Below are 15,887 nucleotides of genomic sequence, written 5' to 3'. Positions count from 1 at the left end.
CAGACGGGAGCCCACCCGCCTCCGTCAGGGGTGGACGGGGAGGCTGACGGTCATGATCGCCCGGCCTTCCGCGCGGGTCAGCAGGAGATGGCCGCCTATGCGCTCCACCAGGCGGGAGCACATGGCCAGGTTCACCTCCTCGTCCTCGAAGGGCATGAACAGGCGGTATTCGTCCACGGCCGCGTCCCCGACGGGGCTCATGGCCAGGGTCACGTGGAGCAGGCCTGCGGCCGCGGACGCCGTGATGTGGATGGAGCCCGACTCGGCCACGACGTCGGCGCCGTGCCCGATGAGGTAGATGAAGATGCGGTGCAGGAATTCCTGGTCCGCCAGGACGGGCGGCAGGTCGTCGTCGATTTCGTTTCGGCAGGAGATGGACTTGTGCTCCAGGCGGATGGACAGCAGGCGCATGACGAAATCGAGAGTGGCGGGCACGGAGCAGCGCGCCAGGGTCACGGCCAGGGGTTCGAGGTAGGCGTTGACGCGCTGCACCAGACGTTCGAGGCGGTTGCATTCGTCCATGATGACCTCGGTCTCGCGGGCATCGGGGTACCTGGCCCGCAGCTGCCGGGCGAAGCCACCCAGGGAGACGAGGGGGTTGCGGATCTCGTGAGCCACCTCTTCGGTCATGCTGCGCAGCATGTTCAGACGCTCGTTCTGAATGAGCACCTTGTCCATGTAGGCATTGCGGGTCACGTCCTGGATCATGCCCTCCATGCGGTCCGGGGCGTCGTCCCCGCGGTGCGGGCTGGGTATGGACTGGATGCGCAGCTCGATTTCGTACCCCTTTTTGTGCAGAAATCGGAAATCCAGCCGGAACTCCGTGGCGTTGGCTTTGAAACCGTTCTTCAGGCCGGCCGTGAACTTCCTTCGGTCCGCAGGCGCGATGCGCTTCAGGAAGGCCATGGGCTCCTGCTGTATCTCTTCGGGCGTGTAGCCAAGGATGTCCAGGGTGGCGCGGTTCAGGAACTCGAACTCCCGGTTGCGGTTGATGCTGAAGATGATGACCGGCAGGTTCTGCACGAGACGGAAAAGGTGCTCCTGGCTGTCCTGCACCCGTTGCGTGAGTCGGGCCTGGGCCAGGCAGTTGCGCACGGCGTTGAGAAAGACGTCCATGCTGGCGATGGGCTTGGTGACGTAGTCCCAGGCGCCGGTCTTGAAGGCTTCGATGGCCGCGTCGATGTGCGTCCGGCCCGAGACGATGATGACGGGCGTGGCCGGGCGGAGCCTTTTCATGGCCGAGAGCAGTTCGAGGCCGTCGCCGCCGGGGATGCCGAGGTCCAGCAGGACCAAGTCCGCAGGCCCCAGCTCGAACAGCTCCAGGGCCTGGTGGGCCTGCGCGGCCTCGCATACGGCGAAGCCGGCGTCCTGCAGGAAATGGCGCAGCGCCTCGCGGAAGGTCGCCTCGTCCTCGATGATCAGTATGGAATCGGCCATGTTCAAGCCTCTGCCGTCCGGCGCCCTACGCGCGGGGCATGATGATGGAAAAGATGTTCATGGGCGCTTCGTAGGCGTAGCCGACTCGGCCGCGGTGGAGTTCGACGATCTGCTTGACGAAGGACAGGCCGTGGCCGCTTCCGTCCACGCTGTCCGTCTCCGCCGACCGGAACCCCTCGTCGAAGAGGCGGGCCTGCTCCGCGGGGGGAATCTCGGGACCCGTGGTGGCCACGAAGACGCGGACCCCTTCCCTGCCCTGACCGAAGGAGTCCGGCACGGTCTCCCATCCGTAGCGCATGAGCTTCTCGCCGGTCCCGCCGTTCGGGCCGGCTGGCCTGGTGTACTTGATGGCGTTGGCCAGCAGGTTGGCAAAGACTTGGGAAAAGAGCCCCAAATCCGCCTGCAGCACGACGTCCTCGTCAATGCGCACGTCCGGGGCGACCTCGATGCGGATGCCCTGGGCGCGGAACATGGACAGGAAGCGCTCGATCTGGGGTTCGAAGATCTGGCTCTTGAAACGGCACGGCTTGAGGAGGAGGTCGTAGCCGCCTTTCTCGAAATGGCTGCGCCGCAGCAGGCTTTCCAGGAACAGGCTCGAATGCTGGAAGCGTCTGGAGATGGTCTTCTGCAGGGCCAGCAGGTCCCGGGCCAGGACGGGCAGTTCGAGGCGCGCGTCGCTGTCCGGGGCGTCGCGCCTGGGCGGGGTGAGCCCGTCGATCCTGCGCTGCAGCTGGGTCAGCTGGCGTTCGAGCTGCAGGAAGAGAAGTTTGAACTGGATGTTGGGCACGATGACGTTGTGCCCGATGTCGCGAACCAGGTTGTTGATGAAGGTGAGGCGCTTGCGGTTGCTCACGGCCGTCAGCTTGACGGCCATGATGCGGGCGGCCCCGCGCGCGTACTCCAGCCAGAACGCGTCCTCGTCCGGCGGCACTTCGCGGTGCAGGGACAGGGCGCCGAGCAGCGTCGGCTCCTGTTCGGCGTCGCAGATGGTCACGATGGTGGCCCCGTCGGTACGGACGATGCCCGGAGACTGGGGGCACGGCGGGTCGGGCAGGCTGAACACCTTCGATCCCTGGGCGCTGGTGGTCCGGCGCAGGCGCAGGTCCCCTTTGGGGCCGCGCATGTACAGGGAGGCGGGCGTTCCCAGGCAGATATCGGGAACGAGCACGCAGAGGGACTTGAAGTCGCGCAGGGATTCGAATTCCAGGCCCAGTTCGTAGAAGATGTACAGCGCCGTGAGCCTGTCCGCAGGAAGCCCCTCATCCTTGCGGCGGGCGAGACGTTCGAGGATGCTGGTGCGGATGTGGGCGCGTTTTGGCGGCGCGGGCTGCATGGAACACTCCTTGCCGGGCTGGGCCGAACGTCATCAGCATAGCCCAGGCGCAGCCCTCCCGCAATCAGGGTTTGCGCGTTTTGCCCCGCACGTCGTACTTTTTCGGGTCGAGGTTGTATTTCTTGATCTTGTAGTTGATGATCCGGTAGCTGGCGCGCAGCTCCCGGGCCACCTGCAGCATGTTGCCGCCGCACTTTTGCAGGGCCTCCACGAGGATCTCCTGCTCGAACTTGCCCACGGCCTCGCCGAAGGACAGCTGGTTGTCCGTGGCCGAACTCTCGGCCGTCTGCAGGGTCGGGGGCAGATGGTAGGTGCGGATGGCCTCCTCGTTGCAGATCAGCGCCGCGCGCTCCATGCAGTTGCGCAGTTCGCGCACGTTGCCGGGCCACTGGTACTGGGTCAGGAGGTCGATGGCCGGCATGGAGATGCGCTTGATGTTCTTGGCGTATTCCTTGGAGAAGAACTCCAGGAAGTACTCGGCCAGGGGCAGGATGTCCTCCCGGCGCTCGCGCAGGGGCGGAATGAAGATGGGGAAGACGTTGATGCGGTAGTAGAGGTCTTCGCGGAAGCGGCCCGACTGGATGAGGTTCTCCAGGGGCTGGTGCGTGGCGCAGATGATGCGCACGTCGACCTTGATGCTCTTCTCGCTGCCCAGGCGCTGTATCTCGCCCTCCTGCAGGGCGCGCAGCAGCTTGGCCTGGGCCTCGGCGCTCAGTTCGCCGATCTCGTCGAGGAAGAGGGTGCCCGTGTGGGCCAGCTCGAAGCGGCCCTTCTTGGTGCCCACGGCGCCGGTGAAGGCCCCGCGTTCGTGGCCGAAGAGTTCGCTCTCCAGCAGTTCAGAGGGCAGGGCGGCGCAGTTCAGGCGCACCAGGGGCTTGGTGCGGCGGGAGCTGGCGTTGTGGATGGCCTCGGCCAGCAGCTCCTTGCCGGTGCCGGATTCGCCGCGCAGCAAAACAGAGGCCTTGCTGGACGCGACCTGCATGATCTGCCCCATGACGAAGGCCATGGCCTTGGAGGTGGCCACGATCTTGGCCTGCATGAGGGCCTTCTCGCGGTCCATGGTCTCGCCCAGGAAACCCATGGAGGCCCACAGCTCCTTCTGGGCCATGTTCTCCTGCAGGTAGGCGGTCTGGCGGGCGATGACCGCGGCCAGCACCTCCAGAAAGGCGCAGTGCATGCGCAGGACGTCCAGGGGCTGGCAGGGGATGTCGGCGCTCAGCACGCCCAGGGCCTCGGTCAAGCCGTCGGCGTTGATGCGCGAAATGGGCACGCAGATGAAGGACAGCTCGGCCAGTTCCTTGGGGGAACGCCCCATGGCCTTGTTCAGGAACCGCTCGTCACGCTCCATGGCCTCGACGATGATGGGCTTGCCGCTGTCGAGGACCTGCCCCGTGACGCCCTGGCCGGGCGTGTAGGTGGCCTTGACCGGCCCCTTGTGCCCGTACGTCAGGTCGAAGCGGATGGTATTGGTCTTGGGGTCGAAGATGGCCAGGGCCATGCGCTTGTACTTCATGGCCTCGGCCGTCATGGACAGCAGGCTGTCCAGGCTCGACTGGAGGGGGCTCAGGGGGTCGAGCTGCTGCACCGTGGCGTGCAGGGTCTGCAGGTAGTGCAGAAAATCGTCGGTTGTCATGAGGATTGCGTCCGATATCCCGAAGTTGGTGCGGGCGAAGCCGGCCGCCGCGCGGTTGCGGCGGCGGGCCGTGCATCGGTCTCTAGCCCTGGGTCTTGGCCTTGAGCTTGCCGATCTTGTAGTCGAGAAAGGCGTCGTTCCCGCTGTCCTTGGTCTTCAGGGCCTCGTATTCGGCGATGGCCAGGTCGGACTGCCCGGCCTTTTCCGCGGCGAAGGCCAGATTGGCGGAGATGGCCCCGGCGAACTCCTCGCCGGCGTCCTTCTTCAGGGCGGACAGGATGGTCACGGCGCCGGCGTAGTCGCCCTTGAAGACCAGGGCCTTGGCTTCGCCGAGCCCGGCCACAATCTTCATGTTCGCGCTCGGGGCCAGGGCCTTCCAGGCGGCGGCGGCCTTGTCGTAGTCGCCTGCGTCCATGAAGATCCGGGCCAGTTCGAGCTGGGCAGCGGGCCGCAGGCTTGCGGGACCGGTCTGGACAAAGGACTGGAGCTTTTCGGTGCGCGCGGCCTGGTCGTCCAGGACCATGATGGAGCCGAGCTGGCTCACGGCCTTCTCCTGCTGGGAAGACTGGTAGGAGGTGACACCGGAGTACACGGCCACGGCGGCCACGATGCCGCCGACGGCGATGCCGATGGGACGGATGTTGTCGAGGATCTTTTTCAACAGTGGATGGATGTCCGAGTCCATTTCCTGTTCGATGGTCTTGAGGATATCGAGCTGGGGGGTGCGTTCGTCCATGGAAGGCTCCTTAAATTTCGAATTGCCATTATTGTAAAAGCTCTGCCTGTGTATGCGGAATCAGGAAAAAGGTCAAAGGGAATGCTGCGGGGAAAAATATATTGAGATCAATGAGTTTTTGGCGAAAATGGGGCCTGCGCCCCGACCGTTTCTTGCCTGGCGGGCGGCCTTGGTATAGTCTTTGATGAACATCATTTTCACGATTCGGCTTTGGACCCCCAGCAGACAGGAGTGACGGATGAATCTGGAAACGCAAATGCGCGAACTGGCCGCGTCGGCCCGGGCCGCGTCGCGGACACTGGCCACGGCCACTGGATGTCAGCGTGACACGGCGCTGACGGTCCTGGCGGGCCTTCTCGAAGAGACCCGCGGTGAGATTTTCGCGGCCAACGCCAAGGACCTCGACGCCGCCAGGGCGGCGGGCCTCGACGAGGCCCGCATCGACCGCCTGCGCATCACCGACAAGGGCGTCGACTCCATGGCCGCGGCCTGCCGGCACGTGGCCGGGCTGTCCGACCCCGTGGGCGAGGTCGAGGGCATGATCAAGCGCCCCAACGGCCTGCTCGTGGGCCGCATGCGCATCCCCCTGGGCGTCATCGCCATCATCTACGAGTCCCGGCCCAACGTGACGGTCGACGCGGCCATCCTCTGCCTCAAGGCCGGCAACAGCGTCATCCTGCGCGGCGGCTCCGAGGCCTACCACTCCAACCAGATCCTGGGCGGCCTCCTGCGCAGGGCCCTGGACACGGCCGGGCTGCCCGAGGGCTGCGTGCAGATGGTCCCGACCACGGACCGGGCCGCGGTCAAGCATCTCCTGTCCCTGGACGAGTATATCGACGTGGTCATCCCGCGCGGCGGCGAGGGTCTCATCCGGGCCGTGGTCAAGGACGCGACCATGCCCGTGCTCAAGCACTACAAGGGCGTCTGCCACATCTACGTCCACGCCGACGCGGACCAGGACCAGGCCCTGGCCATCATCGAGAACGCCAAGGTCCAGCGCCCCGGCGTGTGCAACGCCCTGGAGTGCCTGCTGGTCCACCGCGAGGCTGCGCAGTCCTTCCTGCCGCGCCTGGCCGAGCGCCTCGCGCCCCAGGGTGTGACCTTCCGGGCCTGCCCCCGCTCCCTGGCCCTGCTTGGCCACTCGGCCCAGCCTGCGGCGGCCGACGACTACGGCCGTGAATTCCTGGCTCTGACCCTGGCCGTCAAGGTCGTGGACACCCAGCGCGAGGCCGAGGAGCACATCGCCGCCCACGGCTCCGGCCATTCGGAAGCCATCCTGACCCGCACCCACGACCGCGCCATGCGCTTCCTGCGCACGGTGGACGCCTCATGCGTGCTCATCAACGCGTCCACGCGCTTCAACGACGGCGGCGAACTGGGCCTGGGGGCCGAGATCGGCATCAGCACCTCCAAGATCCATTCCTACGGCCCCATGGGCGTGAAGGAACTGACGAGCCTGAAGTTCATCGTCTTCGGCGAAGGACAGGTGCGTGCCTAACCCCCTGGCCGGATCGGTCGGGATACTCGGCGGCACGTTCAACCCCGTGCATAACGGCCACCTGCGCATGGCCCTGGAGGCCCGGGAGGCCCTGGGCCTGGCGCGGGTGGACCTGATGCCCGCCCGCATCCCGCCGCACAAGGGCGAGGTGGGCCTGCTGGATTTCGACACACGCCTGGGCCTGCTGCGCGAGGCGGTCGAAGGCGTGGACGGCCTGGGGGCGAGCGACTTCGAGGGCGGAATGCCGGTTCCGTCCTACTCCTTCGCCACGCTGACCCGCCTGCGCGAGCTCGCCCCGAACGTGAACCACGTCTTCATCCTCGGCAGCACGGATTTGTTGACCCTGCCCGAATGGCACCGCGGGCTCGAACTGCCCCTGCTGGCGGATCTGGCCGTGGTGGACCGCATGGGCATAGGGCTTGACAGGGTCGACGGCTTTCTGGACGAACACTGGCGTTTTGAGAAGGAGGGGCCCGGCCTGCGGCGCATCGCCGGCGGCCGGCTTGTGGCCTTCGTGAGCATGCCGCGGCAAGACATCAGCGCGAGCATGGTGCGGGACAAGTTTTGCGCGGGCCTGGAGACATCCGGGCTCGTGCCCGAGGCGGTCAGGCGAAGGTTGCGGGGCGAACCCCGCGTCTTCCTGGACTGCTGGCAATCACAACCCTGACGGAGGAATCATGGTCGGACATATCGTGATGTGGAAACTGAAGGACAGCGCCGAGGGCAAGACCGCGGCCGAAAACGCGAAGATCATGAAGGACATGCTGTCCGCCCTGCCTGGGCTCATCCCCGAGCTGCGCACCCTGGTCGTGAGCGCGGACGTGTTCGCCTCCATCCCGGAGACCCAGGTCGTGCTGTATACCGTCTTCGACTCCCCCGAAGACCTGCAGACCTACCAGGTCCACCCCGAACACCAGAAATGCGTGGCCTTCGTCTCCGCCGTCGCGGCCGAGAGAAGGGTGGTGGACTACAACTTCTAGCCTTCCGCCTCGCTCCCTTTGAAATGAAAAACCCCGTCGCGAGACGGGGTTTTTCGTTGCCCTACCCTGCCAGCAGGGCCACCTTGACCTGTTTGACGCCGAAGTTCTTGGCTTTCTCGGTGTCCGGGAAGAAGATGTCCACGCGCTGCGTGTGGCGCTTGGACATGAGATCGGCAATCTCGAAGATTCCGTGCCCTTTGACGTAGACCTTCTTTCCGAAGACCCAGCCCTGGTCGAAGAGGTCGCGGCTGACGGCGACGATGCCGGGCCGAGCCTTGACCATACTTGCGGTGACATGCGGATCGGGTCCGCATTCGGCCTCGGTCGGGCTGTAGGCCGTGACCGTGACCTCCTTGATCTTCATCTGTTCGAGTTCCGCCACCTGGCGGGTCAGTTCCTGCCGTTCCTCGTCGAGGGCCTGGATGCGGGGCAGGTACTGTTGCCGCGCTTCCGACTCGGCCGTCTTCTGCACCCCGAATCCCACCAGAGTGGAAAACATGGCGAAGAAGAGGGAGGTGACGACAAAAGAGCCGTGACCGTTCATATATACCTCATGATGCTTCAGTTGATGCCGCCGGCGGGAATCGGGAGAGGGGAGACGGGCAGGAGAAAGGGGAGCGGGAAATGCCGGCCGCATGACACAAGAGAGTCCATAACGATTTTGCATGTAACCGATGAAGCGAAGGGAGGCAACCCCAGGGGAAGGGCGTTGGATTTGGGGTGGCCCAGGAAGGAAAAGTCTTTCCTTCCTGGGGGGTGGGATGATTACTTGGTATTTTGGGGTACGAAGTTCAGGGCAGCCGAATTGATGCAGTAGCGCAGGCCGGTGGGCTTGGGCCCGTCCGGGAAGACATGTCCGAGGTGCCCGTCGCAGACGGCGCAGACCACTTCCGTGCGGACCATGAACCAGGAGCGGTCCTCGTGCGTGGAGACATGCGTCTCGTCGATGGGCTGGAAGAAACTCGGCCATCCCGTTCCGGAGTCGAATTTGGCGTCCGAAGCGAAGAGGGGGGTGCCGCAGCCGGCGCAGGCATAGACCCCGGTCTCGTGATGGTCGTGATACAGGCCCGTGAAGGCGGGTTCCGTGCCCTTTTCGCGCAGCACATGGTACTGCTCGGGCGTCAGGGACTCGCGCCACTGGGCGTCGGTCTTGATGATCTTTTCCATGGCCTCTCCTCCGGCCGGCCAGCTTGCGGCCAGTGCCAGCACCATAATTGTCAAGAGCAGGGCTCGCGGCCCTTTAGCGTGGGCGACAGACATTGCCGTTCTCCTTGTTTCAGGTTTTCTAATGCCGGCGCTGAACCTGTAAAGGAGCACATTCCAGTTGGAATGTTTTCCCGTTCGGGGTACGGACAGCATCAAAAGCAGGAGGATTCATGAACAGCCCGGAGATCAACCAGACCGTGGAAGTGCTCAAGGACGACATCCAGCGGCATGTTGCCCTGACCCTCGGCAGCGACCCCTTCCCGCCCCGGCAGATGCACTACTTCCTCGGCCTGTGCTACAGCGTGCGCGACCGCCTGGTCAGCAAGTGGCTGGAGACCCAGCGCTCCTACTACGACTCCATCGCCAAGCGGGTCTACTACATGTCCCTGGAATTTTTGCCCGGCAGGTTCCTGATGAACTACATCCAGGCTCTGGGCATCGAGGACGAATGCCGGGAGGCCGTGCGCGATTTCGGTCTGGATCTGGACGAGCTGCTGGAGGAGGAGTGGAATCCGGGCCTGGGCAACGGCGGCCTGGGGCGGCTCGCGTCCTGTTACATGGATTCCATGGCGACGTGCAGGATTCCGGCTTACGGGTACGGCATCCTCTATGATTACGGCATCTTTTATCAGACCATCGTGAACGGCTACCAGCACGAGTGCGCGGACAACTGGCTGCGGCAGGACTCGCCGTGGGTCCTGCGTCGCGTAAACTTCATGTATCGCATTCATTTTTACGGACGCAGTGAAGTCTATCAGGACAGCGCCGGCCTGGAGCGGTTCCGCTGGGTCGACACGGACTCGGTCATGGCCATGGCCTGCGACATCATGGTCCCGGGGTACCTGAACGGCAACGTGACCAACATGCGCCTGTGGAAAGCCATCTCCACCCGCGATTTCGAGCTGGAAGTCTTCAACCGCGGCGACTACATCGGCGCGGTGCAGGCCAAGGCCGAGAGCGAGAATATCTCCAAGGTCCTCTATCCCAACGATCAGAGCGCCCGCGGCAAGGAGCTGCGCCTGCGGCAGCAGTATTTCTTCGTGGCCGCGACCTTTCAGGACATCCTGCGCCGCTTCCGCAAGAACAACTACTCATCCTTCGACTGCTTCCCGGACCAGGTGGCCGTGCAGCTCAACGACACGCACCCGGCCATCAGCATCGCCGAGCTCATGCGCCTGCTGGTCGACGACGAGGCCCTGGACTGGGAGCGGGCCTGGGGCATCTGCCAGCGGACCTTCTCCTACACCAACCACACCGTCCTGCCCGAGGCCCTGGAGACATGGTCCGTGGACCTCGTGGGGAACGTCCTGCCGCGGCACATGCAGATCATCTTCGAGATCAACCGTCGCTTCCTGGACGAGGTCGACCGCAGGCGCCCCGGCCGCACGGACCTGCTGCGCGCCCTGTCCCTCATCGCCGAAGGGGACCGCAAGCAGGTGCGCATGGCCCACCTAGCCATCGTCGGCAGCCACAAGGTCAACGGCGTGGCGCAGCTGCACTCGAACATCCTGAAGAACAGGCTGTTCCGGGACTTCGACGAGTTCTATCCGGGGCGCTTCATCAACGTGACCAACGGCATCACGCCGCGCCGGTGGATCCTGCAGGCCAACCCGGCCCTGTCCGAGCTCATCACCTCCGTCATCGGCGACGAGTGGATCATGGATCTGGACCGGCTCGACGCCCTGGCGCCCCATGCCGAGGACCCCGATTTCCGGCAACGCTGGCAGGAGGTGCGGCGGCGCAACAAGAAACTCCTGGCCCGCTACGTGCTGCGCAAGCTGGGCGTGGGCCTGAACCCCGCGACCCTCTTCGACATGCACGTCAAGCGCATCCACGAGTACAAGCGCCAGCTCCTGAACGTCCTGCACGTCATCACCCTCTACAACCGCATCCGCACCGAGGCCGGAGGCCACCACACGCCGCGCACCGTCTTCTTCGGGGGCAAGGCGGCGCCGGGGTATTTCCAGGCCAAGCTGATCATCAAGCTCATCAACTCCGTGGCCGCCGTGGTCAACGCGGACCCGGCCGTGGGCAGCGACCTGCGCGTGGTCTTCCTGCCCAACTACTGCGTGTCCCAGGCCGAAAAACTCATCCCCGCGGCGGACCTCTCGGAACAGATCTCCACGGCGGGCATGGAAGCCTCGGGCACGGGCAACATGAAATTCTCCCTGAACGGGGCCCTGACCATCGGCACCCTGGACGGCGCGAACATCGAGATCCGGGAGGCGGTGGGGGAGGAGAATTTCTTCCTTTTCGGTCTGACCGAGGAAGAGGTGGTGGGGATGCGCACGGACGGGTACGACCCGCGCCAGTACTTCGAACGTTCCCTGGAACTGAAGAAGGCCCTGGACATGATCGCCACGGGCGCGTTCTCGCCCGAGGCGCCGGACCTGTTCAGGCCCATCGTCGATTCCCTGCTGAACCAGGGCGACTACTACATGGTCCTGGCCGACTACGAGAGTTACGTACACGCCCAGGAAGAGGTCTCGCGGTCCTATGAGGACCAGGAGCGGTGGACGCGCATGTCCATCCTGAACACGGCCCACATGGGGCGGTTCTCCAGCGACCGGGCCATTATGGAATACGCTCGGAACATCTGGCAGGTGACGCCCCTGGCGTGATCCGTCAGCTCCTGGGTCCCAGATCCAGGATCGCCGCGGCCCAGGCGCCGGCTTCGAGATGGAGCCGGCGCGCCTGGTCCGCGTCCAGGCTCAGGTCTTGGAGCATCCTGTCGGGGCCCTGGCCTTCACCGTCTTCCAGTGCGGGCAGCAGGTTCAGCAGCGGGGCGTATTCCGTGGGTCCCGCCGCCATGAGTGCCTTTTTCTGGGCTTCGGTCAGGGGCAGGCAGGCCAAGGCATCGGACATGTTCACGCCGAGGATGGCGTCGAGCAGCGAAAACATGCCCATCAAAAACATCTCGTCGGGTCTGAAATCCCAGAAATCGTTCTGCGCCACGAGCTGTTCGAGGAACCGGCCCCGCCACAGGGAGACGTGCAGGACCTCGCCCTGGATCTCGCCCTGGGCCATGTCTGCCATGAGTACGGCGCGCAGCCAGTTGCGGACGTTGATCCAGCCCAGCAGCGTGATGGCCTGGCGGATGGAGTCGATCTTGCGCATGAAGCCGAAGGCCGGGGAATTCAGGTACGACAGGAGGCGGTAGGACAGGCTCACGTCGGCCTGGATGGTCCTGGCCAGGGCGTCGAGGTCCGGATTTTCTCCCTCGACGACGCGCAGCAACTGCAGGCGCGAGTTCTGGTGGGAGGACAGCCGGCGGCCGGGGATGATTTCCGCGGTCTTGAAAAAGGGCCCCTGGAAGAGGGTCGCTCCGAGGCCGAGCAGGCTCTCCGCCTCGCAGCGCGTGACGACGTTGCGGACCAGGCAATCCTTCGCCGCGGCGCCGCGCTTCAGGGCTTCGGGCAGGCCGGCGTCGGCGATCATGCCGGGCCTGTCCAGGCAGAGTAAGGATGCCGCGTCCAGGCACGAGGCGCCGGGCGTAACCTGCGGGTCCCACTCCAGAGCCAGGGTGTGGCCCTCTCGGACCAGCAGGGCCAGTGACTGGTCCAGGCCCTTGTCCCGCTGGCAGTCGGGGCCGAGGAGGATGACGGACGACTGTGCAGGTATGGCCCGGGGTACGGCCTGTTCCAGCTGCTCCCGGGAATAGGCCAGGAGCATTTTCTTGTTGCGGGCCAGGATGTTCTTCAGGCCCACGTAATCCCCGGCGATCACAACCGTGCCGACGCCTTCCCGGTCGGGCGGGAGGCCGGCCTGGCCCGAAGCGGCCTGGATCTCGTAGCCCCAGACGGATTTTGCGGAGGTGAAAACCGGATTGCGGGACAGCAGATGCAGATTGTCGGCGCCGGGTGCTTGCATCGGACGGACTCCGGGTTGCGGTGGGGAGAAGGTCGCTCTGCCGGAGAGCGTGCACGCGTATGATCTTTAAATCAAGGTCCGGAGGGATTGTTGACATTAATGTACACGACAAAGCAGGCCTCGCGAGGCTGCCGATGCGGTCGCGCGCGGTTCGCACGCTCTCTTTGCGGTGGCTGCTGGGTACAAGGATGTATCCAGTCCTGATATATGATTTGCAAAATTGTAATTTTGTTATGATCATCCGGGGAAATAATTCGGTTGCATATTTCAAAAATGTAACCTATTTAACTATCCAGTTCGGCTGGGGTATATATTTCAGGGTGTTGCCGAAGTGGCACTTGGATTGCTTAGTACCTCGCGAACCTGAGCACGGCTCATGCCGGAAACTGCATACACCAACTTGCCCTGGAGGATATCATGAACGGATTAACGGCCCGTCGGGACGCCATCAAGGCCATCACCGACTATAAACCCACGCATGCCCCCCTGAATTTCAAGGAAACCTCCCCGACCGAGGTTTTCGGCAGCAACGTGTTCAACGACAGCGTCATGCGTGAGCGCCTGCCCAAGAACATCTACAAGTCCCTGAAGAAGACCATCGAGCTGGGCGAGAAGCTCGACGCCTCCGTGGCCGACGTCGTGGCCAACACCATGAAGGACTGGGCCATCGAGAAGGGCGCCACCCACTTCACCCACGTCTTCTTCCCCCTGACGGGCCTGACCGCCGAGAAGCACGACTCCTTCCTGGTGCCCGACGGCAAGGGCGGCGCCATCGCCGAGTTCAGCGGCAAGCTGCTCATCCAGGGCGAACCCGACGCCTCCAGCTTCCCCTCCGGCGGCCTGCGCGCCACGTTCGAAGCCCGCGGCTACACCGCCTGGGACGTGACCAGCCCGGCCTACATCCTCGAGAACCCCAACGGCACCGTCCTGTGCATCCCCACGGCCTTCGTGTCCTGGACCGGCGAGGCCCTGGACAAGAAGACCCCGCTGCTCAGATCCATGCAGGCCCTGAACAAGCAGGCCAAGCGCGTCCTGAAGCTCTTCGGCGTCGACACCAAGCTGCCCATCACCAGCTACGCCGGTCCCGAGCAGGAATATTTCCTCATCGACCGCAACTTCGTCTTCGCCCGTCCCGACCTGCTCATCGCCGGCCGCAGCCTGTTCGGCGCCAAGCCGCCCAAGGGCCAGGAGTTCGAAGACCAGTATTTCGGAGTCGTGCCGCGCCGCGTCCTGTCCTTCATGATGGAAGTGGACCGCGAGCTCTTCAAGCTGGGCGTCCCGGTCAAGACCCGCCACAACGAGGTGGCCCCCAGCCAGTTCGAGATCGCGCCCATCTACGAGCAGGGCAACCTGGCCACGGACCACAACCAGCTGGTCATGACCGTGCTGCGCAGCGTGGCCAAGCGCTACGGCATGGTCTGCCTGCTGCACGAAAAGCCCTTCGCCGGCATCAACGGCTCGGGCAAGCACCTCAACTACTCCATCGGCAACGACGAGGTCGGCTGCCTGTTCGATCCCGGCGACACGCCCCATGACAACGCCCAGTTCCTGGTCTTCTGCGCCGCCGCCATCCGCGCCGTGCACAAGTACGGCCCGCTGCTGCGCGCCACCGTGGCCAGCGCCTCCAACGACCACCGCCTCGGCGCCAACGAGGCCCCGCCGGCCATCATGTCCGTCTACCTCGGCGAACAGCTGACCGACGTCTTCGAGCAGTTCAAGAAGGGCGAGGTCAAGAGCTCCAAGCAGAAGGGCGTCATGCACATCGGCGTCGACACGCTGCCCCCGCTGCCCATGGACCCGGGCGACCGCAACCGCACCAGCCCCTTCGCCTTCACCGGCAACCGCTTCGAGTTTCGCGCCGTAGGTTCCTCCATGTCCATCGCCGGCTCCCAGGTGGCCCTGAACACCATGATGGCCGAGTCCCTGGACTACATCGCCACGGAGCTGGAAAAGGCCACTGGCGGCAAGAAGACCAAGCTCAACGCCGCCGTGCAGGAACTGCTGCAGAAGCTCATGGTCGAGCACGAAGCCGTCATCTTCAACGGCGACGGCTACTCCGAGAAATGGCACAAGGAAGCCGAGCGTCGCGGCCTGGCCAACCTGAAGGCCACCCCCGACGCGCTGCCCATGCTGTCCGCGCCTTCGACCATCGAGCTCTTCACCAAGTTCGGAGTGCTGACCGAGGCCGAGCTGCGTTCCCGCGAGGAGATTTACCTGGAGCAGTACTGCAAGACCGTCGAGACCGAAGCCAACCTCATGTTGCGCATGGCCAAGACCGTCATCTTCCCGGCCTCCTTCCGTTATCAGAGCGAACTGGCCACGGCCTGCGCGAACCTGAAGGCCATCGGCAAGGAATTCGGCACCACGACCCTCGACCAACTGACCACCAACCTGCGCGCCATGCAGAAGGTCACCTACGAACTCGAAGCCTTGCTCGAAGCCGACAAGGGCTCTTCGACCATGGAGCACGCCAAGTACTTCCAGAAGACCATCCTGCCGGCCATGGGCGAAGTGCGGAAGCACGCCGACATTCTGGAGACCCTCGTCGCCGACGACCTCTGGACCCTGCCGAGCTACATGGAGATGCTCTTCATCCGCTAGCAGGCCGCCCCAAAACGGCGATCTGCGGCGTCAGCGAAAAAAGCCAGACCGCTTATGTATGCGAAAATACACTTCGCGTCCTGGCTTTTTTCGCTTCCTTGCATCTTACCATTTTCGAACGGCCTGCGAATATGGATTCTTCAACAGGCCATTGACACTTTTCCGCCGAACCGGCCTGTCGAAGCGCATCCTCCCCTCGCCAGGTTCTTTGCCGAAAACCGGCCGGTTCCGGAAACTCCTCCTTAGGCCGCCCTTCACGGGGCGGCCGTTTTTTTCGGCGCATTCTGAAGCGTTCCATCTGTCGTTGGATTCTCACGCAGTCGTTGAACGTTGAGCCCGGCGCTCCGTCAAAGGTGCCCCCGTCGTCATCGCGAGGCGTCTTCGCCGCGGCGATCCATGCTTCGGACACAAAACTCTTCAACTATCTGGATTGCCCGCGCATAGCCCAACGTTCGTCGAAGACTCCTTGCAATGACGGGTTGCTCCATCCATATTTTGAGCGAGGTAAAAGCTGACCTGTCGCGACTCATATGCCTCATGGGGGAGCCACCTTGCCGAAACTTTTTCGTGGTCCCGGCCCCGCGTTGACGGCG

Annotated in this window: 12 protein-coding genes; 5 read left to right on the top strand and 7 right to left on the bottom strand. The window is 64.2% G+C overall.

What is annotated here, in order from left to right:
• Positions 1-24 precede the first annotated feature (24 nt).
• The 4 genes from ACYQ3G_RS11185 to ACYQ3G_RS11170 form a co-directional block, all read right to left on the bottom strand.
• A complete protein-coding gene (locus ACYQ3G_RS11185) occupies positions 25-1,437 on the bottom strand; it encodes a response regulator (protein ID WP_459825878.1) in 1,413 nt (470 codons plus the stop codon).
• Between the two features lie 25 nt (positions 1,438-1,462).
• The gene (locus ACYQ3G_RS11180) at positions 1,463-2,770 is read right to left on the bottom strand and encodes a sensor histidine kinase (RefSeq protein ID WP_459825876.1); all 1,308 of its coding nucleotides are present in this window, start codon (positions 2,768-2,770) and stop codon (positions 1,463-1,465) included.
• A gap of 64 nt (positions 2,771-2,834) precedes the next feature.
• Positions 2,835-4,403: a sigma 54-interacting transcriptional regulator gene (locus ACYQ3G_RS11175; RefSeq protein WP_459825874.1), complete on the bottom strand. Its 1,569-nt coding sequence runs from the start codon at positions 4,401-4,403 to the stop codon at positions 2,835-2,837.
• An 82-nt stretch (positions 4,404-4,485) separates the two neighbouring features.
• Entirely contained in the window at positions 4,486-5,139 is a 654-nt protein-coding gene (locus tag ACYQ3G_RS11170) for a tetratricopeptide repeat protein (RefSeq protein ID WP_459825872.1), read from the bottom strand.
• 238 nt (positions 5,140-5,377) lie between these two features.
• Between ACYQ3G_RS11170 and ACYQ3G_RS11165 the strand changes: the two genes are divergently transcribed.
• From ACYQ3G_RS11165 to ACYQ3G_RS11155, 3 genes are read left to right on the top strand one after another with little or no spacing between them, the layout of a single operon-like run.
• Complete coding sequence (locus tag ACYQ3G_RS11165) at positions 5,378-6,637, top strand: glutamate-5-semialdehyde dehydrogenase (RefSeq protein WP_459825870.1); 1,260 nt, start codon at positions 5,378-5,380, stop codon at positions 6,635-6,637.
• Entirely contained in the window at positions 6,630-7,304 is a 675-nt protein-coding gene (locus ACYQ3G_RS11160) for a nicotinate-nicotinamide nucleotide adenylyltransferase (protein WP_459825868.1), read from the top strand. The genes ACYQ3G_RS11165 and ACYQ3G_RS11160 overlap by 8 nt, the downstream gene beginning before the upstream one ends.
• Positions 7,305-7,314: 10 nt before the next feature.
• Positions 7,315-7,617 (top strand): Dabb family protein, encoded by a 303-nt coding sequence (locus tag ACYQ3G_RS11155; RefSeq protein WP_459825867.1) that lies wholly within the window; start codon positions 7,315-7,317, stop codon positions 7,615-7,617.
• A 61-nt stretch (positions 7,618-7,678) separates the two neighbouring features.
• Here ACYQ3G_RS11155 and ACYQ3G_RS11150 read toward each other — a convergent pair whose 3' ends face one another.
• Together ACYQ3G_RS11150 and msrB are read right to left on the bottom strand one after the other, a co-directional pair.
• Positions 7,679-8,161 carry a 3D domain-containing protein gene (locus ACYQ3G_RS11150; protein WP_051307102.1) on the bottom strand — a complete coding sequence of 161 codons (483 nt, stop codon included), beginning with the start codon at positions 8,159-8,161 and terminating at the stop codon, positions 7,679-7,681.
• Between the two features lie 221 nt (positions 8,162-8,382).
• A complete protein-coding gene (msrB, locus tag ACYQ3G_RS11145) occupies positions 8,383-8,784 on the bottom strand; it encodes a peptide-methionine (R)-S-oxide reductase MsrB (RefSeq protein ID WP_028577560.1) in 402 nt (133 codons plus the stop codon).
• Between the two features lie 209 nt (positions 8,785-8,993).
• Here msrB and ACYQ3G_RS11140 point away from each other — a divergent pair, with 209 nt between their 5' ends.
• Complete coding sequence (locus ACYQ3G_RS11140) at positions 8,994-11,444, top strand: glycogen/starch/alpha-glucan phosphorylase (RefSeq protein WP_459825864.1); 2,451 nt, start codon at positions 8,994-8,996, stop codon at positions 11,442-11,444.
• Positions 11,445-11,448: 4 nt separating this feature from the next.
• Here the strand turns inward: ACYQ3G_RS11140 and ACYQ3G_RS11135 are convergent, their stop codons facing one another.
• A complete protein-coding gene (locus ACYQ3G_RS11135) occupies positions 11,449-12,693 on the bottom strand; it encodes an EAL and HDOD domain-containing protein (protein WP_459825862.1) in 1,245 nt (414 codons plus the stop codon).
• 417 nt (positions 12,694-13,110) lie between these two features.
• Here ACYQ3G_RS11135 and ACYQ3G_RS11130 point away from each other — a divergent pair, with 417 nt between their 5' ends.
• The gene (locus ACYQ3G_RS11130) at positions 13,111-15,294 is read left to right on the top strand and encodes a glutamine synthetase III family protein (protein WP_459825860.1); all 2,184 of its coding nucleotides are present in this window, start codon (positions 13,111-13,113) and stop codon (positions 15,292-15,294) included.
• Positions 15,295-15,887 lie beyond the last annotated feature (593 nt).

This window comes from Desulfomicrobium salsuginis (genome assembly GCF_054657795.1).
This window is presented reverse-complemented; position numbering and strand designations above follow the sequence as displayed.

Bases quoted from the DNA above. Each gene is read 5' to 3' on its own strand.
- ACYQ3G_RS11155 (WP_459825867.1), top strand. From the start codon at position 7,315: ATGGTCGGACATATCGTGATGTGGAAACTGAAGGACAGCGCCGAGGGC.
- msrB (WP_028577560.1), bottom strand. From the start codon at position 8,784: ATGGAAAAGATCATCAAGACCGACGCCCAGTGGCGCGAGTCCCTGACG.
- ACYQ3G_RS11170 (WP_459825872.1), bottom strand. From the start codon at position 5,139: ATGGACGAACGCACCCCCCAGCTCGATATCCTCAAGACCATCGAACAG.
- ACYQ3G_RS11135 (WP_459825862.1), bottom strand. From the start codon at position 12,693: ATGCAAGCACCCGGCGCCGACAATCTGCATCTGCTGTCCCGCAATCCG.
- ACYQ3G_RS11180 (WP_459825876.1), bottom strand. From the start codon at position 2,770: ATGCAGCCCGCGCCGCCAAAACGCGCCCACATCCGCACCAGCATCCTC.
- ACYQ3G_RS11165 (WP_459825870.1), top strand. From the start codon at position 5,378: ATGAATCTGGAAACGCAAATGCGCGAACTGGCCGCGTCGGCCCGGGCC.
- ACYQ3G_RS11185 (WP_459825878.1), bottom strand. From the start codon at position 1,437: ATGGCCGATTCCATACTGATCATCGAGGACGAGGCGACCTTCCGCGAG.
- ACYQ3G_RS11130 (WP_459825860.1), top strand. From the start codon at position 13,111: ATGAACGGATTAACGGCCCGTCGGGACGCCATCAAGGCCATCACCGAC.
- ACYQ3G_RS11140 (WP_459825864.1), top strand. From the start codon at position 8,994: ATGAACAGCCCGGAGATCAACCAGACCGTGGAAGTGCTCAAGGACGAC.
- ACYQ3G_RS11150 (WP_051307102.1), bottom strand. From the start codon at position 8,161: ATGAACGGTCACGGCTCTTTTGTCGTCACCTCCCTCTTCTTCGCCATG.
- ACYQ3G_RS11175 (WP_459825874.1), bottom strand. From the start codon at position 4,403: ATGACAACCGACGATTTTCTGCACTACCTGCAGACCCTGCACGCCACG.